General features: G+C 60.3%; 18 protein-coding genes. 9 read left to right on the forward strand and 9 right to left on the reverse strand.

Annotated features, from left to right (window positions below; translation table 11 throughout):
• Positions 1-84 precede the first annotated feature (84 nt).
• Positions 85-1098 (forward strand): histone deacetylase family protein, encoded by a 1014-nt coding sequence (locus QPL98_RS11305; protein WP_303293274.1) that lies wholly within the window; start codon positions 85-87, stop codon positions 1096-1098.
• Here the strand turns inward: QPL98_RS11305 and thiI are convergent, their stop codons facing one another.
• Positions 1099-2553: a tRNA uracil 4-sulfurtransferase ThiI gene (gene thiI / locus QPL98_RS11310; RefSeq protein ID WP_023012098.1), complete on the reverse strand. Its 1455-nt coding sequence runs from the start codon at positions 2551-2553 to the stop codon at positions 1099-1101.
• A 121-nt stretch (positions 2554-2674) separates the two neighbouring features.
• Here thiI and ppnN point away from each other — a divergent pair, with 121 nt between their 5' ends.
• On the forward strand, positions 2675-4057 hold the full coding sequence (gene ppnN / locus QPL98_RS11315) for a nucleotide 5'-monophosphate nucleosidase PpnN (protein WP_011787057.1): 1383 nt from the start codon (positions 2675-2677) through the stop codon (positions 4055-4057).
• Between the two features lie 26 nt (positions 4058-4083).
• Here ppnN and QPL98_RS11320 read toward each other — a convergent pair whose 3' ends face one another.
• Positions 4084-4422 carry a c-type cytochrome gene (locus tag QPL98_RS11320; RefSeq protein WP_206853750.1) on the reverse strand — a complete coding sequence of 113 codons (339 nt, stop codon included), beginning with the start codon at positions 4420-4422 and terminating at the stop codon, positions 4084-4086.
• A 214-nt stretch (positions 4423-4636) separates the two neighbouring features.
• Here QPL98_RS11320 and QPL98_RS11325 point away from each other — a divergent pair, with 214 nt between their 5' ends.
• On the forward strand, positions 4637-5746 hold the full coding sequence (locus QPL98_RS11325) for an enoyl-CoA hydratase/isomerase family protein (protein ID WP_286714408.1): 1110 nt from the start codon (positions 4637-4639) through the stop codon (positions 5744-5746).
• 1 nt (position 5747) lies between these two features.
• Here QPL98_RS11325 and QPL98_RS11330 read toward each other — a convergent pair whose 3' ends face one another.
• Together QPL98_RS11330 and QPL98_RS11335 are read right to left on the reverse strand one after the other, a co-directional pair.
• Positions 5748-6335 (reverse strand): ankyrin repeat domain-containing protein, encoded by a 588-nt coding sequence (locus tag QPL98_RS11330; protein WP_113879103.1) that lies wholly within the window; start codon positions 6333-6335, stop codon positions 5748-5750.
• Between the two features lie 69 nt (positions 6336-6404).
• Positions 6405-8546 (reverse strand): tRNA(Met) cytidine acetyltransferase TmcA, encoded by a 2142-nt coding sequence (locus QPL98_RS11335; RefSeq protein WP_303293275.1) that lies wholly within the window; start codon positions 8544-8546, stop codon positions 6405-6407.
• Positions 8547-8651: 105 nt separating this feature from the next.
• On the opposite strand from QPL98_RS11335, the gene QPL98_RS11340 reads away from it, so the two are divergent.
• Together QPL98_RS11340 and QPL98_RS11345 are read left to right on the forward strand one after the other, a co-directional pair.
• A complete protein-coding gene (locus QPL98_RS11340; protein WP_303293276.1) occupies positions 8652-10928 on the forward strand; it encodes an ATP-dependent helicase in 2277 nt (758 codons plus the stop codon).
• 168 nt (positions 10929-11096) lie between these two features.
• Positions 11097-12302 carry an OmpA family protein gene (locus QPL98_RS11345; protein ID WP_303293277.1) on the forward strand — a complete coding sequence of 402 codons (1206 nt, stop codon included), beginning with the start codon at positions 11097-11099 and terminating at the stop codon, positions 12300-12302.
• A gap of 76 nt (positions 12303-12378) precedes the next feature.
• On the opposite strand, the gene QPL98_RS11350 is transcribed toward QPL98_RS11345, so the two are convergent.
• Positions 12379-13623, reverse strand: a complete 1245-nt coding sequence (locus tag QPL98_RS11350; protein WP_303293278.1) for a methyltransferase — start codon at positions 13621-13623, stop codon at positions 12379-12381.
• Between QPL98_RS11350 and QPL98_RS11355 the strand changes: the two genes are divergently transcribed.
• The gene (locus QPL98_RS11355) at positions 13622-14302 is read left to right on the forward strand and encodes a tRNA/rRNA methyltransferase (RefSeq protein WP_303293279.1); all 681 of its coding nucleotides are present in this window, start codon (positions 13622-13624) and stop codon (positions 14300-14302) included. The two genes, QPL98_RS11350 and QPL98_RS11355, sit on opposite strands and share 2 nt — an antisense overlap.
• A 2-nt stretch (positions 14303-14304) precedes the next feature.
• Here QPL98_RS11355 and QPL98_RS11360 read toward each other — a convergent pair whose 3' ends face one another.
• Positions 14305-15576 (reverse strand): D-amino acid dehydrogenase, encoded by a 1272-nt coding sequence (locus QPL98_RS11360; protein ID WP_278350990.1) that lies wholly within the window; start codon positions 15574-15576, stop codon positions 14305-14307.
• A 10-nt stretch (positions 15577-15586) separates the two neighbouring features.
• Positions 15587-16417: a polyphosphate kinase 2 family protein gene (locus QPL98_RS11365; RefSeq protein ID WP_288589750.1), complete on the reverse strand. Its 831-nt coding sequence runs from the start codon at positions 16415-16417 to the stop codon at positions 15587-15589.
• Between the two features lie 119 nt (positions 16418-16536).
• Between QPL98_RS11365 and QPL98_RS11370 the strand changes: the two genes are divergently transcribed.
• The 3 genes from QPL98_RS11370 (at position 16537) to QPL98_RS11380 (ending at position 20228) form a co-directional block, all read left to right on the forward strand.
• Complete coding sequence (locus QPL98_RS11370; protein ID WP_222179636.1) at positions 16537-17346, forward strand: TatD family hydrolase; 810 nt, start codon at positions 16537-16539, stop codon at positions 17344-17346.
• The gene (locus tag QPL98_RS11375; protein WP_303293280.1) at positions 17343-18551 is read left to right on the forward strand and encodes an HD-GYP domain-containing protein; all 1209 of its coding nucleotides are present in this window, start codon (positions 17343-17345) and stop codon (positions 18549-18551) included. The genes QPL98_RS11370 and QPL98_RS11375 overlap by 4 nt, the downstream gene beginning before the upstream one ends.
• Positions 18552-18620: 69 nt before the next feature.
• Complete coding sequence (locus tag QPL98_RS11380; RefSeq protein ID WP_303293281.1) at positions 18621-20228, forward strand: Na/Pi cotransporter family protein; 1608 nt, start codon at positions 18621-18623, stop codon at positions 20226-20228.
• Here QPL98_RS11380 and QPL98_RS11385 read toward each other — a convergent pair.
• Together QPL98_RS11385 and QPL98_RS11390 are read right to left on the reverse strand one after the other, a co-directional pair.
• Positions 20210-22489, reverse strand: a complete 2280-nt coding sequence (locus QPL98_RS11385) for a diguanylate cyclase (protein ID WP_303293282.1) — start codon at positions 22487-22489, stop codon at positions 20210-20212. The genes QPL98_RS11380 and QPL98_RS11385 overlap by 19 nt on opposite strands.
• The gene (locus QPL98_RS11390) at positions 22486-23442 is read right to left on the reverse strand and encodes an ABC transporter substrate-binding protein (RefSeq protein ID WP_303293283.1); all 957 of its coding nucleotides are present in this window, start codon (positions 23440-23442) and stop codon (positions 22486-22488) included. Before QPL98_RS11390 ends, QPL98_RS11385 begins: the two co-directional genes overlap by 4 nt.
• Positions 23443-23448: the final 6 nt, after the last annotated feature.

Here is a 23448-nt window from a genome sequence, read left to right on the forward strand (position 1 = left end):
TCATTTTTGACCCGGGCGGGTGACTGCCTATACTCGAAGGAGAGTTTTTACAGGCTCTCCCTGACACCCCAAGGAGACGGATTCATGAAAGCATTTTTTCATCCGACGCAGGACCTGCACATCCCGAAAACCTATTTCACCCGAGGCCAGATGCGCCAGCCTCAGGAGGTGCCTGATCGCACCGGCCAGATGCTCGAAGGCCTGAAAGCCATGGGCATCCCGGTACTGCAGCCGGCCGACCAGGGCGCCGGCCCGATCACCAAGGTGCACGACCTGGGTTACCTGCGATTCCTCGAATCCGCCCACCGGCGCTGGATGGAAATGGAAGACTGGGGCGACGAGGTAATGTCGAATATTTTCGTACGTTCCCCCAACGCCATGCGGGGCATCCTGGCGGAAGCCGCCTGTTACCTGGCAGACGGCAGCTGCCCCATTGGTGAGAATACCTGGAAAGCGGCCTACTGGTCGGCTCAGACCGCTCTGGGTGCCGCCGACGCGCTGATCGCCGGAGAACGCAACGCCTACGCCGTGTGCAGGCCACCAGGCCATCACGCCCGCAAGGATGCCGCCGGTGGATTCTGCTACCTGAACAACGCCGCCATCGCAGCCGAGCATCTGAAGAGCCGGTTCCCGCGAACGGTGATCCTGGACACCGACATGCATCATGGCCAGGGCATTCAGGAGATCTTCTACGACCGCAGCGACGTGCTGTACATCTCCATCCACGGCGACCCCACCAACTTTTATCCGGTGGTCAGCGGCTTCGAGGACGAACGCGGGGAAGGCGAAGGCTATGGCTACAACATCAACCTGCCCATGCCCCACGGCTCCAGCGAGGAGGATTTCTTCGCCAAACTGGATGAAGCCGTGGCCGCCATTCGCCTGTACCAGCCGGATGTGCTGATCCTGACCCTGGGTTTCGATATCTACAAGAACGACCCGCAGGCGAAAGTATCGGTGACTTCCGAAGGCTTCTGTCGGCTGAGCACGCACCTTCGTCAGCTGGGTTTACCCACGCTGGTGGTGCAGGAAGGCGGGTATGATCTGGACGCCCTCAGCGAGAACGTCCAGCAGTTTTTCAAGGGGTTGGAGGGCTGATCAGACCGCCGGGGCATACACCTTGATATTGCCATGCCCCTCAGCCTTCAGGTGACCGGCGTGCATGCGGCTCATGGTGCCCCGGTCGCAGTACAGAAGGTACTGGCGGTTGCCCGGCAGTTCCGCCACCTGCTGATTCAGCTCGTAGAAAGGAATCTTGAGCACGTCGTTGTTGGTCAGGGTCAGTGGCGAGCGTTCTTCTTCAGACGGGTGGCGAACGTCGATAATCACGTCATCTACCGACGGCGTCTGGATCAACTCCACCTCTTCCGGCGTCTGGGTGCTGTCCAGGAGCTGGCTGACCATGGTGTCGGTACGGTTAGCGATGGCATCGGCCAGGGCGGCCGGGTCCATGTTCGCCTCTTCTTCCTCCACGCGATGCAGCCTGGCACGGGTGACCGGCTTGCTGGAAATCACGCCGCAATACTCCGGCATGTTGCGGGCAAACGGCTCGGTACCGATGTCCTTGGCAATTCGAATGATTTCCTGCTTGTCCATCGCGATCAGCGGGCGCAGCACCACCTCGTCACTGGCACGGTCCACCACATTCAGGTTGGTCAGGGTCTGGCTGGAGACCTGGGCCACCGCATCGCCCATGACCAGCCCAGAGGCGTTGTAATCCCGGGCGATCTCGGCAGCGGCCTTGAGCATCATCCGTTTGAGCACCACGCCCCAGTGGCGATGGTTGACCGAGCGCATGATCTCGGCGACCACACCCTCAAACGGCACAGAAATAAACTTGACGTTGTGGGACGAACCATAACGCTCCCACAGGTAGTGAGCCACCTGGCGCACGCCCACTTCATGGGCCGCACCGCCCAGGTTAAAGAACAGATAATGACTGCGAATGCCACGGCGCATCATCAGGTAGGCAGCCACCGACGAGTCGTAGCCGCCGGAAATCAGCGTCATCACCGTTTCTACCGTCCCCAGCGGATAACCGCCAAGACCCTCGTGGCGACGATGGGCAATGTGGTAGCTGTCGTCCTTTACCTCAATACGAACTTCCAAATCCGGTGATTTCAGATCTACGCCTTTGGCGCCGGAGCCCTGCAACAACGCCGCACCCACCGAACGCTCCAGGTCAATGGAACGGAAATCATGATCGCCATGGCGGCGGGCGCGAACGGCAAACGTCTTGCCTTTCAGGCGTTCGGCATAGGCCTGCACCGCCTTTTCGCCCACATCGTCAAGATCGACAAACGGAAACACCCCGATCTCCTGGATGGTCGAGATGCCGGGAATGCGCACCAGCTCATCAATCACCGGGCCGGCAAGGCTGCGGCCATCGGGCACATCCACGTCCACCCGGTCCCAGCTGCCATCCACACGGATCTCCGGATCCAGCCGGGCCAGTAATTTACGGATATTCTGCCGCAACTGGCGCATCTGCTGCTGGCGAACGGGTTTACTCTTGATAGCCACTTCCGGGGCGGGACGAATCAGCAATTTCATAAAAAAGACTTTGATCGGAATAACGTCGGGTGGCGTAAAAGCCAGAAAGGCCTTAGTGTACCCTTTCGCCAGACTGGCTCAAAATCCGTCATTGCCGAAACCATCAGGAGCTTCACCAACGATGACTGAAACCACCATGAATGCCCTGGTCTCCCCCGAGGGCAGCCTCGAGATCCTTTCCAACTACGAGGTAAACCGGCTCAAGGACAAGAGCGAGGGTGGTCTGTATCGCCTGTTCCGCCAGTGTGCACTGGCCGTGCTCAATACCGGCGTCGAAACCGACGACTGTAAGGAATTGATGGAAGCCCACGCCGATTTCGATGTACGGCTGGTGCCCCAGCCCCGGGGGCTGAAACTGGAACTGATCAATGCGCCCGGCCACGCCTTTGTGGACGGCGAAATGCTACGCGCCATCCGGGAACACCTGTTTTCTGTGCTGCGCGATATCGTTTACAGCCACTCCCTGCCCAACAGCGTGGCCGGCTTCCGCAAAGACAACCCCGAAGACCTAACGAATCTGGTGTTCCACATTCTGCGCAACGCCAGGGTACTGGAGGCGGGGCGTCAGCCAGACCTGGTGGTGTGCTGGGGCGGCCATTCCATCAGCCACGACGAATACCAGTACAGCAAGGATGTCGGGCACCAGTTGGGGCTGCGCGGCCTGAGTATCTGCACCGGTTGCGGCCCGGGCGCCATGAAAGGCCCGATGAAAGGCGCCACCATCGGCCACGCCAAGCAACGGGTGAAGAATGGCCGTTACATCGGCATTACTGAGCCGGGCATTATCGGTGCCGAGGCGCCAAACCCGATTGTAAACGAGCTGGTGATCATGCCGGATATCGAGAAGCGTCTCGAGGCCTTTGTTCGCTGTGGCCATGGTGTGATTGTATTCCCGGGCGGCGTAGGCACCGCAGAGGAGATTCTGTACCTGCTCGGCATTCTGCTGCACCCGGACAACGTTGACCTGCCTTTCCCGGTGGTGTTTACCGGCCGCCAGGAAAATGCCGAATACTTCGAAATGATCGACAAGTTTATCCGCAACGCCCTGGGCGATGAGGCTGCCAGCAAATACGAGATCATCATCGATGATCCGATACGGGTCGCCCAGACCATGAAGCAGGGCATGAAAGACGTGGAGACCTTCCGCCGCGCCATGCAGGATGCCTACTACTTCAACTGGATGCTGAAGATAGATCCGGTATTCCAGCTACCGTTCGAGCCGAACCATGACAACATGCGGGCTCTGGAACTGCATCGCGATCAACCGGTTCACCTGATTGCGGCGAATCTGCGCAAAGCGTTCAGCGGGATTGTGGCGGGTAACGTGAAGGAAAGCGGAATCCGGCAGGTGCAGGAGAAAGGGCCGTTTGAAATCGCCGGTGACCCGACGCTGATCAAGCCTCTGGAGGCCATGCTGGAGCAGTTTGTGGCGCAGAACCGGATGAAGCTACCCGGGTCCTCAGCCTACCGTCCGAGCTATCGCATTGTCAGTGGTGCGGCCTGAGCCGCAGCACTGACAAACACAACGCCTTACTTGCCGCCGTCGGCCGGCAGGCTGGCGTAGAAAGCTGCCAGGTTGGCAATGTCAGCATCGCTCAGGGCTGTGGCCTGACCCTGCATCACCGGAGCCTGTCCACCCTGACGCTGGCCTGCCTTGTACGCCTTCAGAGCTGCAACCAGGTACTGCTCTTTCTGGCCAGCCAGGTTCGGATAGATGGGCACCTGAGAGATACCGTTCTGGCCGTGGCACGCGGCACAAACGGCGGCCTTGGCCTTACCAGCTTCGATGTCACCGGCGGCCATGGAAGCGACCGGTACCATCGCGCCAGCTGCGAACAGGCCCGCTACTGCAAGATGCTTCAGATTCATTGTGTTAACCCTCTCATCGTTTTAACGTTCACATTCCGGCATAAAACCGGTCAGTAACTCAGGTTTCACTTATAGCACACCCGCCCGTGAGCTCAAATGTGATAGATCAAGGACTTTCGTGCGACCATAGTCCTCTTTTACGCCTGAGCGTAGTGAACGACAGTACGAACAAACCACAAATACCCAATCAGAGATACCACCGGAGAACCAAGCCATGCCAGTTGAGGTACAGGAGCTCCCCTGCCGGGAAGGACACATCGGCCTGCTCACCCTGAACGAGCCGGGCACACTTAATGCCCTGACCGAGGAGATGGTCAACCAGGCACAGCAGGCGCTGGCGCAATGGGCCGAGGATTCCCGTATCTGCCTGGTGGTTCTGCAGGGGGCGGGAGACCGGGCGTTCTGTGCCGGAGGCAATATCCGGGCCCTGTACCCGGCACTGACAGGCGATGGCGACAAAGCCGCGCCCGCGCGGTTCTTTGCGGCGGAATACCGTCTCGACTTTACCCTGCACCGGTTCCCCAAGCCGGTGGTGGGCATGGCCGGCGGCATTGTCATGGGCGGGGGCCTGGGCTTGCTGGCAGCCTGCCGCTACCGGTTAATCTACCCGAATGTCTCCATGGCAATGCCCGAGATCAGCATCGGTCTGTTTCCCGATGTGGGCGCGAGCTGGTTCCTGAACCGTCTCCCGGGCCGGCTCGGATTGTTTATGGGTCTGACTGGCGCTCGACTGAATGTCGCCGACGCCTTGCGAGTGGGCCTGGCTGATATGGTGATCGAAGCAGACCAGAGCAGCGCCCTGCTTGAACGGCTGCAGGAGGAACGCTGGAGCGGTGAAACCGCCGCCGACGACAACCGCCTGTTCCGCCTGCTGAACCAGCTGGAAGCGCTGGATTACCGCACGCTGGCTCCGGGGCACCTGGAACAGCACGAACAGACCATCGCACGCCTGAGTGCAGGCGATGAGCTACCGGCCATCGTTGAAAAACTGGGGAATTCGGAGAGTACCGACCCCTGGTGGCAGGCGTGCATCCATACCCTGAAGACCGGCTGCCCGGTCACCGCCTGGCTGATCTGGCACCAGATACAGAAAGGCCAGCAGATGTCGTTGAAAGATGTATTCCGTATGGAACTGGCCATGGCCGAAGAATGCACCCGGAGACCCGATCTGGCCGAGGGCATTCGCGCCCTGCTGGTCGACAAGGACCGCTCCCCAGAGTGGTCTTACCCCTCGGTTGCCGAAGTGCCGCAAGAGGTGGTTGAACGGCATTTCCAGCCAGTGTGGGACGACACGACCGACCCAATGATGCTGGACAGCCTCTGAATCAGCGGGCGGCGCCCGCCTGCACCAGCAGCATTTCAAGATCCTGATTGTTGCTGGCGCGGGCGAGATCCAGAGCGGTGGTGCCATCCGCCCGGCGATAGTGCACATCGGCACCGGCCGCCAGCAGCATTTCGGCGGTCAGAAGATCACCGCTGGCCACCACTTTCATCAACAGGGATTCGCCACCCTGGCTGACGTTCACGTTGGCGCCCGCCGCCAGCAAGGCCCGGACCACCGCAAGATGACCATTTTCAGCAGCCTGGATAACCGCGGTATTGCCGTCGGCACTGCGTGCATTCACCTCTGCGCCCGCAGCCAGTAACAACCGGACAATGCGGCGGTTACCGTTGGTGGCAGCCACCATAAGCGGAGTTTGCTCCGCTCCGGCCTGGGCATCCGGCCTTACCCCCCTGGACAGCAGCTCAAGTACCGCCCGATCCTCATTGGCGCGCACCGCAGCCATCAGTTCCTCCGGGCCGGCACCGGCCTCTCCGGTTTCAGGTGCTGACCCGGTTGTACTGCATCCGGCCAGCAGCGTCAGTGCCAGGAAAAATACCAGGTGGAAATAGCTGCTCGCGTCCCTGCCCATGTCGGAAGTCTCTTGTTTGCGTTTTGCAGCTATTCTGCTCAGCCAGTCACCGGAATTAAATCGAACCGGTCACAACTCCGTCTCGTTTTGCAGAAGTTCTCGAGCCAGCAACCGCAGCCGCGCCTCTGCATCGCGCTGGCCCCGGCATAGGCCGGCCTCCTGCAACTGCACCCAGGACCAGCCCTGCAATACCGCACGACACCAGAGCTTTGCCTCCGGATGGCTTTGAATTCGCTGAGCCATACCCTTGCAGGCAGAGAGCTCCTGCAAAACCGGCAAGGTTAGTTCAAAGCCGCGAAAGCCATACGCGAAGTTAGTCAGATCCCGGCGATCATCGTCATCCAGCCACGCCGATGATGGCAGGGCGTCGCAGATGGCCAGCAATAGTTCATGGTCCAGTTGGTACCAATGGCGGGACACCAGATGTTGCCGGTGTCGGGCGAACCGGCTGCTCAGCTGTTGCTGAAGTTGCTGCCCCGGCTCAGAGGTGCCCATCAGCATTTGCAGGGGAAACTCTCCGGTGGACGCCTCCTGGCTCAGACCCATACGCACGATGCGCAGGCCACATCGGTGCCAGAACGCCAACAAACCCGGTTCGCCGCCAAAGCTGGTACCCAATGCATCCATTCCATCCTGAACACAGGCCTCATGGGCAGCCGCCACCAACCGTTGGCCGACCCCAAGCCTGCGTGCCGATTCCGCCACCGCTACGCGGACCACTCGAAGGGTTTTCAGGGTAGCAGCGGCGGGGGCGCCGCCATGATTGGCCAGTGACTGGGCCAGCATATGGCCCCTGAGCCGCCGTTTTCCAGCGACCACCTCTTCAGCCAGATCAGGAGCCAGGCCACCTTCAGTGGATGCCCAGAGCAAGCCAATGGTCCGCCCCTCTACGCTGGCCCGCCAGGTCATCGCGGCGGGGTCATCCAGCCATTGCCGAAGATCGGCGGGCGTGGTCCGGTAATGGGCATTGACCAGCAGACCAAAGGCCTCCGCCAGGGTCTGTTCGCTGGTCGCGGCAGGTTGCCAGCGTTCAATGCGCACGTCGCCGGCGACGAACGGTTGCGGCTCCGGCGCGTCTGCCGATAACAGATACAGCTGGAAAACCAGTCGCTCCAGCGGGTCACCCTGCGCCCAGCGAATGGGCTCGCGAACGCTGACGGCGCGCCAGTTCGGAGTTTCCTGTTCCAGAATCTGTCGAAAGCGCAAGGCAAAGCCCCGGCCGGTACCTTCATAGCCATGCACCGTACTGGCAAACACCACCCTCGGCCAGCCCAGCAACACGGCTTTCAACCACTGGGCCGGTAAACCCGCCGCTTCATCAACCAAGACCACTTCCGCCTCCGGCCGCTGCGACAGCAACTCCTGTGGCGGCAGAAAGCAAAGTTCATGACCGGACCGGGTGGTCAGATGGGTCGGCGTATCCAGTGCCAGAGCATCACCCAGTGCCTGCCGGGCGTGAGCGAACAGGGTAGCCACGTTATCAGCCGAAGGTGCCGTTACCAGCACCCGTTTGCGGCCGGTTCCGAGCAAGCGGGCAGCAGCCATGCCAAGGGCCGACGATTTGCCTCGGCCGCGATCGGCAGTAATCACCAGCGGCCGTCGGCGGCGGCCCTGGCCAGTGCGCACAATGTCGGCAACCAGAGCCTGCTGCTCGGCCGTCTGCCCGGGTTGAAAGCCCGCCCTGCCCGGTTCCGGCCGGTTAAGATCAGGCACGCTGGCATCTTCCGCCACAAGCCGAATGACATCGGGATCTTCGGCCAGTATCGCCGCCAACCGGGCAGCAAAGGGATGAGCACTCGTCCGATCCAGCCCGGTTCGGCTATAGTCCGGGTCATCAAAATCCGACCACTGCGCCAACGGCGGCATCAGCCAGAACAGCAACCCACCGGCCCGCAATGTGCCGGACAGTGCCACAAACGCGTCCGGAGACGTTCCCTCCCAGCCATCCCAGACCAGCACGGGCAGTTCCCGGCCCAGTACACGCCGGTAGTCTTTAACACGCAGATGACCGAGCCCAGCCCTGGCCGCATCCTGCTCGCGCCCGACCCAAATACCTTCGGCGCTCGACAACGCCTGCAACAACCCGGCTACCCAGGCGATCGCCGCCTGCCGATCACCCTCAACCAATACCAGCCGGCGATGGCCGCGAGCTGCCAGGATGTGCTGGAACGCGCGCCAGCCTGAGGCGATTGTCTCGGTTTTATCATTCACGTCAATTCGGACCTGCTGGCCATAAGAAGGTATTTGCGCCTGAGCTATGCCGGGATTATGCGGCAGCGCTATCCGCACTACCAGTTGGCCAGTACAATAGCGACTATGCCGAGCCAAACCCAAGCCCCCGACCACCTGTCCCTACCGGATTACCTGACCGACGAGCAGCGCGCCATCATCACGGCCGGTTACGAGCATGCGGTGATTACGGCCGTGGCGGGCAGTGGTAAAACCTCCACGCTGGCCTGGCGCATCCGCTACCTGCTGGCCCAGGGCCACGATCCGGACCGGATGCTGGTGCTGATGTTCAACCGCAGCGCCAAGGTGGACTTTGAGCGCAAGTTACAGTCCGTCTGCAATCAGAGCGGGCTGGCTCTGCCGGAAATCCGCACCTACCACGCCATGGGCCTGCGGCTGTATCGTCGGTTCGTCCGCGAAGGCTATCTGCCGGGCTTTTCGGAAAAGATCCTGACCGAACAGGAGATCGGCTTCCAGGCCTGGCTGCTGACCCGGCGGCTGGCACCGGAGGAACTGGCCGATGAAATCCGCCGCAACAAGAAGGATTTTGTCGAAACCGCCACCGGCTTTATCGACCGCGTCAAAACCGGGCTGGCACCCGCGGAGGTGGTGTTCGAGGAGCTGGGCTACTCCGACAAACACCGCTACCTGATTGACCTGTTCCATTCCTTCGAGCAGTGGCGTAAAAGCGAAAGCCGTATCAGCTACGCCGACATGCTGTATGAGCCGGTGATGGCCATCCATCAGAACCCGCCATTGCAGCGCCTGGTGGGTAACAAAATGGATCTGATCCTGGTGGACGAGTACCAGGACACCAACGAGATCCAGCACCTGCTTCTGCGTTATGTGGCCGGTGACCGCGCCCGGGTAACCGTGGTCGGCGACCCGGACCAGACCATCTACGAATTCCGTGGTGCCCGGCCCGAGTTCATTCTGCGCAAGTTCAGTGATGAGTTTGAAAGCCCGCTGGAGCAGACCCTCAGCTACACCTTCCGTTACGGCCACCGGGTGGCACTGCTGGCCAACCATCTGATCTGCCACAACACCGGCCGCCGGGATGTGATGTGCCATTCCCACCCGGGTACCCCCGACACCGAAATCCATCTGCATCAGGCCGAAAACGATGGCAACCAGGTGCTTTCTATCCTGCAGGGACTCGCGCCGGAACAACAGAGCCAGAGCGCCATCCTGTTCCGGGTCTGGAGCCAGAGCGTGCCGATTGAACTGAAACTGCTGGCACGCCAGATCCCCTACCGGATCGACGCCGGTAAGGGCGCGCTGTTCAGCCGCGAGGTTCAGGCGGTGCAGGCCTTGCTGCTGGTGGTTACCCGTCGGCTCGACAAGCTGGCAGAAAATGACCGACTGGACATTGCCCGCCAGATTCTGAGGTTCCCCCATGTGGGCCTGAAAGAACCGGAACTGGAAAACCTGGCCCGGTTCCTGGCGGCGTTCGACACCGGCTGGCACGAACGGCTGCTCAGTCTGGATTTCGACGCCCTGGCGCCCATGGCGGCCAGAAAGCTGAAAAAACTCGGTGAAGTCCTGCAGCAACTCGACCGCTATCAGGGGCCGGTAGCTGGCCTGATCACCGTCTATGCCGAGCACATGGATCTCTATGAGGGTATTCGCAGTCTCGCACTGACCCATGACAGTGCCGAGGAGCGGATTGATACCATTCAGGGTTTTCGCGACTACCTGAAAAGCCTGGAAGTCAATGCCGACGGAGCCCTGGACCACCTGAGCCTGCTGAAACAACAGGCCAGCGAACATCGGGACGAGGGTGTCCTGCTGTCCACCATTCACCGAACCAAGGGACTGGAATGGCCCGTGGTAATCATTCCCGGCCTGCAGGAGAAATACCTGCCCTACAGCCCACGTCCCCAGGACGATGCCCGGGCCCTGCTGGAAAGCGAGCGCAGGCTGCTCTACGTGGGCATGACCCGCACCCGCCACCATCTGCACCTGATCACCCGGCCCACTCCGGCCAGCCCGCATCTTGCGGGCGACCAAGGTCCCAGTCGATTTGTTTCCGAACTGTGCTTTGGATTAGCCCAGGAACTCGGCTCCGCGCTGGATACCGGTACTGCCCCGACAGACCAGCCCCTGAGGCTGGATCACCCGTTAACCCCCGTGAGTCTGCGATACGCTGAACGCGAGGGCGTTCAGCTGGAAAGTGAAGGAACAGTAAGCCAAAACACAGCGGAACCAGTGTGGCATCAGCAGCGTCTGACCCATGCCATCTTTGGCACGGGCGAGGTTATCTCGGAAGATGAAAGCTCGTTCGAGGTCCGGTTTGGCAATGGCGACACGCTGAATTTCAGTAAAAAAAGCGCGCATCTGTATTTCACACCCGCAGGTGATTGATCTGTCATGTGTGAAAGCTGCGTACAATTGCGAAGACGCCGAAAGATGCCAAATTTTGTGTTTTATGGCTTACTGGCCTAGATTTTCAGTAACGTAGTGTTTTACCGGAGTTTATCCGTTTTCATCGGAGACAGCTTCAAGACATAATAATCAGACAGGAGGTTCTGCATGAAACTCATGCGCCCGGTCGCTCTGGCCGCCCTTGCAACATCCCTTACCACACCAGCCTTGGCGGAACGCCAGGAAACCATCTACCTGAATCCGTTTGCCGGCTTCCAGCTGTTTGACGATAAACGGGATCTGAGTGAAACCGGCACGTTCGGTGTTGGTGTCGAATACCGGTTCCGCCCCCACTGGTCAGTTGAAGCCGTGTACTCACGGGCCGATGCCGACCGCAAGTATGTGTCTGGCGAATCCGATTTTGACGAAATCCGGGTTGACGGCACCTACTACTTCGCCGGCCCGGAAGCTGCCTGGAATCCCTACGTTTCTCTGGGTGCAGGCCATGCCGACTTCGGGCTGGGAGATACCATTTCCTACCGTACGGCAGGCACCGATCACGATGAAACCCGTGTAAACGTGGGTACGGGCTTCCGCTACAACGTCAGTGATGGCATTTCCATTCGTGGCGATCTGCGGGAATTCCACGGCATTGATGAAAGCACCTTCGACACCATGGTCTCGCTTGGCTTGAGCTGGGCCTTTACCCGCACAGTTTCTGCCCCGGCCCCGAAAGCACCGGTCGATGCCGACAGCGACGGCGTGCCCGATACTCGCGACCAGTGCCCGGGCACTCCGGCCGGTGCCAGTGTCGACAGCCGTGGCTGCGAGCTGGACAGCGACAATGACGGCGTGGCCGACAGCCGCGACCAGTGCCCCAACACCCCAGCCGGCGCAGAAGTAAACAGCCGAGGCTGTGAGCTCGACAGCGACAACGATGGCGTGGTGAACAGCCAGGATCAATGCCCGGACACTACTGCCGGCGCCACTGTGGATGAAACCGGTTGCGAAGGTATTACTGAAACGGTGGAAACCATTGAACTGCGGGTTCAGTTCCCCACCAACAGCTCTGTCATCGACAACGCCTACGACAACGAAATCCGTCGCGTCGCCGATTTCATGGCGGAATACCCGGAGACCACCGTTGAGATCGCCGGCCATACCGACAGCGCCGGTGAAGCCGGCTATAACCAGTTCCTGTCCCAGCGTCGGGCGGAAGCGGTTGCTGGTCGACTGACCGGGCCTCTGGGTGTCGATCCGGACCGTGTCAGTGCTGTGGGCTATGGTGAAGCCGAGCCTGTTGCCACCAACGACACGCCGGCTGGCCGTGCCCAGAACCGTCGTGTTGAGGCGCGCATCCAGGTTCGCCGTTAAGGCAACCAGGGCAACCTCGGTAAGGCGCCTTCGGGCGCCTTTCTTTTGACCCGTATTCAGAAATCCGTTCAGGCTTTCAATCGCCCTCGCGTACCGCGTCCAGCATCAGGTTTCTCGGCGTCAGCTGACGATCACAGAAAGTGCCCAGCCGAACCCGGTAACCCTGCTCTTCCAGAAACACGGCGTAGTCCAGGACCAGCCAGAGTTCCAGGGGCCGCCGGAACAGGTGCCGCAGCAGTTCATGCCGGCGCACCTGACGATATCGTTCCTCACCGCGCGCCAGCCATTCTGCCCAGTCAACATCGGCGGGCAGAGCCAGTTGTTTCTTTGCCGCCGCCCAGCGACAGAAGTCCTCGAAACGGCCATTATTGAGCCAGGCCGGGTGCGACGGCACCGGCAGGTAGTGCCTGTTGCCGGTCAGTTCCCGTTGCAACGCATCGAAACCCAGGCGCCAGGTACTGATGCGCATGGTTTGCTCGCGCACCCGCTCCGGTGCGGTGACGGTTTCCTGGACTGCCAGTCTCAGATCGTTACGATCCACCGACAAGCACTGGCCGTATTCCCGGGTTTGCCGGGCCTGGAGCTGATACCGTTCACCCTCGGTCAGATGATAGCAGCAGGGTGACAGACTGAGCCGGGGCAAACCGGCCTGGGCACCAGATTGCATCAGTCGGCGGTGCAGATCGCCACAGGCGTGCAGCGCCACCCCATGGTGGCGCTCAGGCAGTTTGAGATCATCGGCCATCACATCCTGATGAGCCAGACGAACCGGGTCGCTATAGTGCACGGCCAGGCGGTTACCATCAGCCACCAGTTCCGGATTCCACTCGAATCCGGTTACCTGAACCGCCCCCTGCCGGGCCAGGGTCCGGCCCAGGTGGCCCTTGCCACAGCACCAGTCCAGTACCGGATAGCCCAGAGGCGAAACCGCAGCGGCAAATGCGCCGGCCTGTTGTCGTTTTCGGCCAGGCATATCAACGGCGGCGACCTCCGCCAGTTCCGCCTGCCGGCCCTCGGCCTCGGTCGCCAGACGAGGTAGATCAAGCAAATTCTGGTACCGGGCCAGCGCCGGGACATACTCGGCTAACACAGAGGACAGTTCCGGAAGCCGCTCCTCCCAGTCCTGACACTCAACCTCCGGAAGCGCCTCCAGCCAGCGCGCCAGGTCAGGATGCGCGTCGCGCCAGGCGGGGGCAGGTTCCATGAACGGGATGGGGCGCCAGAGTGGCTCCAGTTCCCGCAGCCAGTCATTCAAAGACTGCCAGCGCTGGTAAAAACAACCCGAGGCTTGGTGTAAACTCGCCGCCGGAGGTAATGTCATGAAACTGGCCTTTGTACTGGTTGAACCGAAAGTCCCGGAAAATGTCGGCGCCGCTGCGCGGGCTCTGTGCACCATGGGTTTTTCCGAGCTATGGCTGGTCAATTCCGACCTGCATACGCGGCCCGAAGCCCACTGGCTGGCCCATGGCAGTGACCACATTCTGGATAATGCGCGCATTTTCCCCGATCTGGCCGCGGTTAGAAACTCCGCGGATTTGCTGATGGGCACCTCGGCCAAGCCCCGCCATCACCGACAGGACTGGCACGAACCCGGCGCACTGCGCTCGGTACTGGCCAACAAAGGTGGCTCAGTGGCGACGGCGGCACTGGTGTTTGGTCGCGAGGACCGGGGCCTGGCCAATGAAGAATTGGCCCTGTGCGATCTACTCACCGGCTTTCCGATGGCGGTCAGCTATCCGTCCCTGAACCTGTCGCAGGCGGTCATGCTGTATGCCTGGGAGCTGTCCGGACTGGCGCGCCAGAGTGACAACACGCCGGAGGTCGCCTCAGACGCCCGCCTGGGCGCCTTGCGGCAACGCCTGGAAACACTGTTACCGGCGCTGGAGGCACCGGCCGACAGCAAGCTGTCGCAATGGGTGTTCCAGCGCCTGCCCATGCTCTCCGAACGGGACGTCGGCTTTGTGCACACTCTGTGCGGCAACCTCGAACGCAAACTCTGAGCTTACTCCTGGAACCTTCCGGGCCGGAACGCATCCAGCGGCACCGCCGGCTCCTCACCGTCGATGACCTGGGCAATCACCGAGGCGCTGCCCGCCGACAGGGTCCAGCCGAAGGTGCCGTGGCCAGTATTCAGGAACAGATTCCGGCGTGGCCCGCGGCCAATGATGGCCGGGCCATCCGGGGTCATGGGGCGGAAACCGGTCCAGGTTTCGGCAGCCTCAAGATCCGCACAGCCGGGAAAGCGTGAACGCACGGATTTCTTGATAGTGGCGATGCGCGCCTCCGGAATGTCGCGATTGAAGTCCGCCAGCTCAACAAAGCCCGTGGCCCGGAGCCGGTTGCCCAGTCGGGTCGACACTACTTTCAGGTTATCGTCGTGGATCGTGCTGGCCGGGGCCTTGTCCGGGTCGCTGAGGGGCACTGTCAGGCTGTAACCCTTGATCGGATAGATCGGTAGCTCCAGCCCCAGGGGCCGAACCAGCTGCGGTGACCAGCATCCGGCACAAACCACCACCGCATCCGCTTCCAGAGTGGCTAACTCGCCGCCGCGGGTTCGATACTCGATCCCGTTCACCTTCTCGTCATCAAACAACAGCCGCTCAACCTCGACACCATAGTGAAAACTTGCACCTTGCTGTTCACACACCTGCGCCAGTGCCCGGGAAAACAGGTGGCAATCGCCGGTGCCGTCTGTGTCATAGCTGATAGCACCATAGAGAGGCCCGTCTCCGGTCATACCTGGCTCCGCGGCGCGCACCTGCTCGGGCGTGAGCAGCTGCGAGGCGATGCCCAGCTCATTCAACAGGTCGTGAATCTTACGATAATCATCCATGGCCTCAGGGCTGCTGGCCAGGTGCAGCAGGCCCTTGTGGTCGCCATCAAAGCTCAGGTCATGCTCCTGTTCCAGAGCCAAAAAGCGCTCCCGACTGTGGATACCCAGGCGCAGCATCGCCCGCTTATTCAGGCCAAACAGGCCCGGGCTCCAGGCGTAGCGCAGGGTGGCAAACATAAATTTGATGGCTTCTACCGAAGGCGGCACCCGCAGCTTGAGCGGGCCGTCGGTTTTGAACAGCCAGGGCAGTGCCTTGAAGACCATGGAGGGATCAGCCCAGGGGTAAACCACACCGTAAGACCGCTGGGCGGCGTTGCCTTTACTGGTCTCATTACCCGCAAGGTCGTGTCGCTCCAGCAGGGTCACCTGGTGCCCCCGGCGAATCAGTTCCCTGGCGGTGGTAACACCCACCACGCCACCCCCTACCACTGCGATGTGCATAATTCCTCCATTAGCTGACACCATTCGCTGCCAGCAGCTGACGATAGTCTTCCAGTACATCCGGATGTTCGGCCGGGTAGTCCGGCGCAAGCTGTTTCAGCACCCCGGCCAGCAGTGACGCCACGATAGCCCGGGCCTCGGGCTTGCGGTCGCCGGGCACAATGAACCAGGGGGCTTCCTCGGTGTGGGTCTGAGCCAGGGCTTCCTCGGCGAAGGCCTGATAACGGGTGCGCTGTTTCCAGCCCTCGATGTCCGAGCGGTCAAACTTCCAGCGCTTCCTGGGCTTGTCCAGACGTTTGAGCAATCGCTGTTTATGCTCATCCTCGGAGAGATTGAGCCAGATTTTTACGACACAGGTGCCTTCGCTGACCAGGTGACGCTCAAAATGTCGTATCGCCTCGAACCGGGCCGGCCAGTGATAGGTGTCGGCATCACGCACGGGCCATACCCGCTCCCCGATCACGGCCTCATGATGACTACGGTTGAAGGCCACCATCTGGCCGTAGGCGGGGAGATAGGGCGTCACCCGCCAGAGAAAATCATGCGCTGCTTCCGTTTCATTGGGTCGCCCGAATGACCAGGCATGAAAGCCGGCAGGGTCAGCATAGGTGGCCAGCGTCCGGATCAGGCTGTCCTTGCCGCTGGTGTCCGGGCCATGGATGACCACCAGCAATGCCCGCTTACGATTCGCCCACAACCGCCTCTGGTACTCTCCGATGTCCTCCAGACTGGCTTCAAGCGCAGGCAGCTTGTCTTCGCCCTCGTACAGGGAGGGATAGCCTTCGAGAGCCGGCTTGTCGGGATTCAGGAACCAGGAACGGGCAAACGCCGTATACTTCATCAAGGAAACTCCCTATCGCCACGATGCAGGTCAGTAATCGTACAAAGTGATAAACTTGTGTGATTCGCTTCTCAGAATAGCATCCATACACCGACCCTGATGGAGTCTAGTACCCCGGCATGAGCAAGAAACGTCGTGAGATTCCCGTATTTGATCATCCGATCATCGAAACCCACTGCCATCTGGACTACCTGAAAGACCGGCCGTTGTCCGATACTCTGGAGCAAAGCCAGCGGGTCAACATCGAAAAGGTGATCACCATTGCGGTGTCGCCAGATAACCTCGCCGCCGTGCGCGAACTGGCGGGTTCCGCTGACTGGGTGTTTGGCACCCAGGGCATTCATCCCCATGAAGCGGAAACCTATACGGATGAGGTGGAAGCAGAAATCCGCCAGCATGCCACCGACGACAAGATCGTGGCCGTGGGCGAGATCGGGCTGGATTATTTCTACGACAATGCCGATCGCTCCGTGCAACGAGAGGTGTTTCGCCGGCAGCTTCAGATTGCCTGCGACAGCGACCGTCCGGTGGTGATTCACAGCCGCGACGCCGACGACGATACCATAGCCATTCTGAAAGAGTTCGAGCATTCTCTTGAGCGCCGGGGGGTTATTCACAGCTTCACCTCCGGGCCCGGGCTGGCACAATACGCCATCGACCAGGGCTGGTGCCTGGGCTTCAACGGCATCACCACTTTCAATAAGGCCGAGAACGTGCGCGATATCGTACGCATGACGCCCATCGAACAGATCCTGCTGGAAACCGATGCCCCGTTCCTGACACCCGTACCCTATCGCGGCCGTGAAAACGCACCGTTTTACCTGCCGTTCGTGGCCGAGAAAATTGCCGACGTTAAGGAGTTGCCGATGGATCAGGTATTAAGTCAGACCTATCAAAATAGCCTGAGAACGTTTTTCCCCCATCAATGATCAAGCGCATTCCTGTCTCCGCCCTGAAGGTCGGCATGTACATCACCGACCTGAACAACGACTGGATCCCCCATAACACCCAGCGCAAGCAAGGGGTGATCAAGCGGGAAGAGACCATTGAAAAAATCCGCAAGATGGGCGTGCAATATATCTACATTGATGTCACCCGTGGCGCCGACTGCCAGGATTCCGAGCCGGCGGCGCATGTGGATCAGCGCAATGAAACGGCCCTGCAGAACGCCGGAGCCCTGAAGCCGGGATACACCCCGAAGGCCCCTCTGGCAGAAGAAATAGTTATTGCTCAACAGGTGCACAGCCAGGCCCAAAGCCTGGTGGGCAGTTTCATGAACAACGTCAAGATTGGTGGTGCAATTGATGTGGCCCCGATCCACCAGCTTGCAGACGAGCTGCAAAATTCGGTACTACGCAATGCCAATGCCCTGAGCTGCCTGGGACGGATCCGCGAGAAAGACAATTACCTGTTGGAACACTCAGTCAACCTGAGCGTATTGATGTCACTGTTCGGACATTACCGGAAACTCTCTCAGGATGTTCTGCACCAGACCATCGTAGGTGCTTTGTTGCACGACATCGGAAAAATTCTTACGCCCGATGAGGTTCTGCACAAACCTGGCCGACTGACGGCGGAAGAGTTCGAGGTCATGAAGCTTCACGCCCGCCATTCCCGTGACATTCTTGCCAGCACCGAAGGCATCGGGGAGATCACCGTGATAACCGCCGCCCAACATCATGAGAAACTGGACGGCAGCGGCTATCCGGAGGGTCTCAAAGGCGACGAAATCACCGAGTACGGACGCATGGTTGCCATCACGGATGTTTACGATGCCATCACTGCTGACCGGGTTTACCACAAAGGCCTGACGCCGACTCAAGGGCTGAAGAAACTGCTGGAGTGGTCCGGGGATCATCTGGATCCGACGCTGGTGAAACAGTTTATCCGTTGCGTTGGGCTGTACCCGATAGGTTCATTGGTCTTACTTGAAAGCGGCAAGCTGGGCGTGGTCATCGAAACGAATGAATCTGACCAGAGATTGCCAGTGGTGCGCGTTATGTACAATACGAAGTTCCGAATGCCTGTAACCGTGCATACCATCGATCTGTCTCGCCCCGGCAACCAGGACCGGATCGTTCGGGCGGTCGATCCAGACGACTACAAACTCGATATCCGAAAGTTTCTGGTCTGACACTCTGAAAGCTGCCCGGGCTCTGCTAGGCTTGTGTTAACGCCCCATCCATAAAAAAGATAACCCATCATGCTGTCATCGGTTTTCCAGGTTCTGGGCGGTCTGGCCCTGTTTCTCCTGGCCATGGAGATGATGACCAATGGTCTGAAAAACGCCGCCGGCCATCATCTTCGCCATATGCTGGGACACTGGACCAGAACTCCGCTACGCGGTCTGTTTGCCGGCTTTGTCATTACCGGTATCGTGCAGCATTCCGGCGCGGTTACCGTTGCAACGATTGGCTTTGTGAATGCTGGCCTGATGACCCTGGCCCAGTCCCTGGGCGTCGTTTTCGGCTCCAACATCGGCACCACCATGACCGGCTGGCTGGTCAGCCTGATTGGCTTCGGCTTCAAGATCGAAGCCATGGCGCTGCCGCTTCTGGCGGCCGGGGTGGGCTTCAAACTGATCAGCCGCAATCCGAGAAACCAGTTTCTGGGGGAAGCGCTGGCAGGCTTTGCGCTGTTTTTCCTGGGGTTGTCGATCCTCAAAACCGCATTGGAATCGTCAGCCCTCGGCTTCCAGAACGGTAACCTGATCAGCGCCGATTACGGCCTGCCGGCCTTCATGCTGATTGGCCTGTTGGCCACGGTTCTAACCCAGTCCTCCAGCGCCGCTCTGGCCATCGTGCTCACGGCGGCGGCCGGCGGGCTGATCCCGCTCGATAATGCTGCTGCGGCGGTGATTGGCGCCAATCTGGGTTCCACGTCGACCGCTGCGCTGTCGGCTCTGAAAGCCACGGCAAACGCCCGCCGGCTGGCCACCGGGCATATCCTGTTCAACCTGGTCACCGGCGTCATCGCCCTGCTGGTGCTGCCGGCCATGCTCTGGCTGGTGAATACCCTGACCAACCTGTTGGACCTGGAAGCCAACCCGGCGGTTTCGCTGGCCCTGTTCCATACCCTGTTCAACGTTCTGGGTGCCGCCATCATGCTGCCCTTCACCCTGCCATTCGCCCGTTTTCTGGGCCGGCTATTCCGCAGCAAGGAAGAAGACAACGCCGAACCGCGATATCTCGATGACACCCTGGTGACGACACCGGAACTGGCCATCGGCGCCGTGGATCAGGAAATGAAGCGGTTGATTGGTCACAGCCGGGGTTTGCTGCGGGTATGCCTGGACCGGGAAAGCCTGGAGGAATCCGATGTCCGCCCGAAGGCCGATGCCGTGCGTAACCTGAATCTGGCCATTACCGACTATATCGGGCGCCTGAGAGCCGAGAAAATGCACCCGTCGGTGGTGGATGCGCTGACGCTGAGCATTCGCACCTGCCGTTACCTGGCGGAAGCCACTGAGCTGACCCTGCATCTGGTCAGGCTCCGGGCGCTGGCCCGGCGCACGGATTTCGAAACACTGGAGCCGGTTTTCAACCGTTATTTCGAGGTTATTCGGGCGCTGGTGGCCTCAGAAACGCCCGTACCGGAGCAGCTACAGGAAGCCGAAACCGTCTACCATCAGCTGAAAGCAGCCACCCTGCAGAAGATGATCCGGCGGGAATTCAGTTCCAGCCTGGGGGCCGAGGTTCTGGATGAGCTCAGCGCCGTGCGCCGGCTCACCGATCAGTGGAGCAAGGCACTGTATTGGCAGGATGGCGTGGGGTTACTCAACCACAGCCATGATCAGGCATCGGCATCCTGAAAACAGCAGTAGCGGTTCTTGCCTTCGCGCTTGGCCCGATACATGGCCTGGTCTGCCTGGCGAAGCAGCTGATCACCGTCAATCTCCTCACCTTGCGGGTACAGGGTGTAACCCATGCTCGCGGACACTTCAACGCTGTGATTGGCCACCCACACCGGTTCGGCAATCACCGTTAGCAACCGTGAAAGCAGAACATCCAGGGTCGCCGCGTCCGGCACATTGACGATGATGGCGGCAAACTCATCGCCGCCCAATCGTGCCAGACTGTCCTCCTCCCGGAGGGTGGCACGCATGCGCCGGGCCACTTCCACCAGCAAGCCATCACCGGCATCGTGACCAAAGGCATCATTCACCGGTTTGAACTGGTCCAGATCGATGTAGACAACCGCCAACCGGTAATTCTGCCGACGGGCCTGGGCCATGGACTGGTGCAGACGATCCGAGAACAGTACCCGGTTCGGTAAATTGGTCAGGGCGTCGTAGTGGGCCATGATCCGAAGCTGCTTCTCAATCTCTTTCTGCCTTGTGATGTCACTGAAGACACCCACAAAGTGAGACAGGTCGCCCTGCTCGTCCAGCACACTGCTCAGACTCAGGTTCAAGACAATGGCCTGGCCGTCCTGGTGCCGGGCTGCAAACTCTCCGCTCCACACTCCATGCCTGCTGGCGGCCACCAGTATGGCACTGCCCTCATCTACCGGCATGGGCGGCAGGCTGCCAATGGCAGACTTGTGATCCCGCCCGGTGATCTGGGTGTAGGCCTCGTTGATGTCCATCACCACGCCGTGGGCATCAGTGATAAAAATCGCTTCCCGGGCATTCTTGAACACCCTTAACGCCAATCGCTGCTGCTCCTCGGCCTGCTTTCTGCGCGTGATGTCATGCCAGGAACAGAGTACCGAAGGGATGTCGCTGCCGTGTTCATAAACCGGAGCCAGGGTCATGGCCACCCACACCCGGGCCCCGTCCGAGCGTACAAACAACCATTCCGTCTGGGACACCTCTCCAGCCGTCACCCGGGTAAAGAGCGCCTCGGATTTCTGTGACGACGGAGCTCCATCCGGCTGGCTATGGGGCGAGAAGGCCGCCAGAGACTTGCCCAACAACGAAGCTTCGGAGGTATAGCCAACCAGATCCACGGCCGCCCGGTTGCAGTCCACCAGCTCGCCATTGCGGATCATCAGCATCGGCTGGGGCCAACTGGCAATCAGTTTGCGCAGCCTGCGCTCTTCAGAGGCCAGCTGCTTTTTCTTGCGGCCGAGCCAGAGACTCGTAATCACCAGCAGTACAAACAGCACAGCAACGGTAATCACCCAGTTACGGTATTGGTGGAGTATGTCGACCCAGGTTACCCTCGGCACCTGATCGTACGGCGGCATCCGCAGGCTTCGGCTCAGCATTTCGACCGACTGGTAATCTGCAGGCGGCGAAAACCCGGCCAGACCGGCCGCCTGCGCCGCCGCATGCTCTGGCTCCAGAGCAAACAGGGCGGAAGCAACCCGGCGTACCGTCCTGCTGTCGACATGGGGCAGAGAAACCAGAGGCCACTCCGGGTACAGCCGGGTAGACAGGACAAACGGGTAGCCTCGCAGCTGCTGCGGATTGATGATTTTCAGCTCATCTGCAAGGCTCGGGTTCTCGTTCAGCAGTTCTTCATAAATGCCGGTGCGGATGAATCCGACATCGGTATCGCCCGTCAGCACCGAGCGGATCACCCGGTCCTGATTACCCAGAAACACCATCCGGTTATGGCGCCGAACATCCACGTCCACGCTGGCCAATTCCAGCGCCTGGGCCTGATAGCCACCCAGATAGGTCAGCCCTGGCGTGGCAATACTCTTTTTCTCCAGATCCTGCAGGCGGTTGATATCGTCCCGTTCAACACGGGTAATAATCACGCCACCAATACTGCCCGTGGTTTCGCCCCGCCAGCTGCGGCGCAGGGTTGCGAGGGCTCCGGTCAGACTGCGTTCACTGCGAATCACCAGGAAGTGGCTGGGATTGGTGAGGAAGAAGTCGATCTGGTTGGCCGCCAGGGCACGGTTCATGTCATCCTGATTGAAAACCTTCAGGTTCACTGCCATGCCGGTTTCCAGGGTCAGGTAGTCAGCCAGCGGCTGATAGCGTTCGTTGATCACATTGTCAGGCCGGTAGGCAAAAATGCCGAGCGTGACCGAGTCCCTGGCTGCCAACTGCACCGGTATGTTGACAGCAACCACCAACAGCGAAACCAGGCAGCGGTAAAGCATCCCCTTCATCATGGCAGGCTCCGAGGCAGGAAAGCCGGATCGGTCAGATGCTCATAGTGCAGGGGCGCATCTAGCAGCCCCTCACGAACCATGATACTCGCCAGCGTCTTCGCCACCACTTCCAGCCGGCCATTGTGGGTAAGGTAGCGATGGTTGGCAGACAGTTCCGGTAACATCACCGTCGCCAGAGACTGACGCACCATCTCCGGAGATACCTGCTGGCGCGTAGCAACGCGATAGACCGCATCGTGCGTGTTACGCACCAGATGCTGCAGGCCCAGAAAATGGCCTTTCACCAGATCCCGTACCGAGGCTGGCTGCCGACTGGCCGCAGCATCAGTGACCACCAGAAGATCGAAGATGGTTTCCGGCAGCTGGCTGCTGTCGAAAAGACGCACCGCGCCCTCGTCCTCCAGCCGGGAGGCCTCCGGTTCGTAGCTGATGGAAGCGTCGATATCACCACGCTGCCAGGCCCCGATATGTTCGTGGACCGGTAAATCCACCACCGATATGTTGTTACTGGTCAAGCCGGCGCGCTCAAGCACAGAAAACAACATGATGCCGGACACGCCACCGAGCTCCACCGCGACCCGTCGGCCCTGCAAATCCGAGAGGCTGGTAATTGCAGGCCGCACCAGAAGCACGTCCGCGCCCACGGAAACATTAGTGACGGCAACGGCCTTTACGGGCACCCCGGCGACAAGAACCCTGAGGGTTTCATCCAGAGTCAGGGCTGCGGCGTCCAGATTGCCGGAGACCAGTCCGCTGATGGAATCACTGGCCCCCTGGCCTTTCACCAACTGCACTGTCTCCGGCAGCCAGCCGAATTCTTCTGCCAGGTACAGGGGTTCGTAACCAATCCAGGGGTGAATGCCGGTTCTCAGAGGATCTCGCCGGGAGCAACCACTCATTCCCGCAGCAACAGCGGCAGCTATCGTCAGGTGCAGAAAGTGACGGCGGTGCATCCAGAA

Origin of the sequence: Marinobacter sp. ST-43, assembly GCF_030541085.1 — a bacterium.
GTDB classification, from domain to species: domain Bacteria; phylum Pseudomonadota; class Gammaproteobacteria; order Pseudomonadales; family Oleiphilaceae; genus Marinobacter; species Marinobacter nauticus.

What these genes read in the sequence shown, in the direction of transcription:
- QPL98_RS11305 (WP_303293274.1), top strand. Translation starts at nt 85, where the DNA reads ATGAAAGCATTTTTTCATCCGACGCAGGACCTGCACATCCCGAAAACC.
- thiI (WP_023012098.1), bottom strand. Translation starts at nt 2,553, where the DNA reads ATGAAATTGCTGATTCGTCCCGCCCCGGAAGTGGCTATCAAGAGTAAA.
- ppnN (WP_011787057.1), top strand. Translation starts at nt 2,675, where the DNA reads ATGACTGAAACCACCATGAATGCCCTGGTCTCCCCCGAGGGCAGCCTC.
- QPL98_RS11320 (WP_206853750.1), bottom strand. Translation starts at nt 4,422, where the DNA reads ATGAATCTGAAGCATCTTGCAGTAGCGGGCCTGTTCGCAGCTGGCGCG.
- QPL98_RS11325 (WP_286714408.1), top strand. Translation starts at nt 4,637, where the DNA reads ATGCCAGTTGAGGTACAGGAGCTCCCCTGCCGGGAAGGACACATCGGC.
- QPL98_RS11330 (WP_113879103.1), bottom strand. Translation starts at nt 6,335, where the DNA reads ATGGGCAGGGACGCGAGCAGCTATTTCCACCTGGTATTTTTCCTGGCA.
- QPL98_RS11340 (WP_303293276.1), top strand. Translation starts at nt 8,652, where the DNA reads ATGCCGAGCCAAACCCAAGCCCCCGACCACCTGTCCCTACCGGATTAC.
- QPL98_RS11345 (WP_303293277.1), top strand. Translation starts at nt 11,097, where the DNA reads ATGAAACTCATGCGCCCGGTCGCTCTGGCCGCCCTTGCAACATCCCTT.
- QPL98_RS11355 (WP_303293279.1), top strand. Translation starts at nt 13,622, where the DNA reads ATGAAACTGGCCTTTGTACTGGTTGAACCGAAAGTCCCGGAAAATGTC.
- QPL98_RS11350 (WP_303293278.1), bottom strand. Translation starts at nt 13,623, where the DNA reads ATGACATTACCTCCGGCGGCGAGTTTACACCAAGCCTCGGGTTGTTTT.
- QPL98_RS11360 (WP_278350990.1), bottom strand. Translation starts at nt 15,576, where the DNA reads ATGCACATCGCAGTGGTAGGGGGTGGCGTGGTGGGTGTTACCACCGCC.
- QPL98_RS11365 (WP_288589750.1), bottom strand. Translation starts at nt 16,417, where the DNA reads ATGAAGTATACGGCGTTTGCCCGTTCCTGGTTCCTGAATCCCGACAAG.
- QPL98_RS11370 (WP_222179636.1), top strand. Translation starts at nt 16,537, where the DNA reads ATGAGCAAGAAACGTCGTGAGATTCCCGTATTTGATCATCCGATCATC.
- QPL98_RS11375 (WP_303293280.1), top strand. Translation starts at nt 17,343, where the DNA reads ATGATCAAGCGCATTCCTGTCTCCGCCCTGAAGGTCGGCATGTACATC.
- QPL98_RS11380 (WP_303293281.1), top strand. Translation starts at nt 18,621, where the DNA reads ATGCTGTCATCGGTTTTCCAGGTTCTGGGCGGTCTGGCCCTGTTTCTC.
- QPL98_RS11385 (WP_303293282.1), bottom strand. Translation starts at nt 22,489, where the DNA reads ATGATGAAGGGGATGCTTTACCGCTGCCTGGTTTCGCTGTTGGTGGTT.
- QPL98_RS11390 (WP_303293283.1), bottom strand. Translation starts at nt 23,442, where the DNA reads ATGCACCGCCGTCACTTTCTGCACCTGACGATAGCTGCCGCTGTTGCT.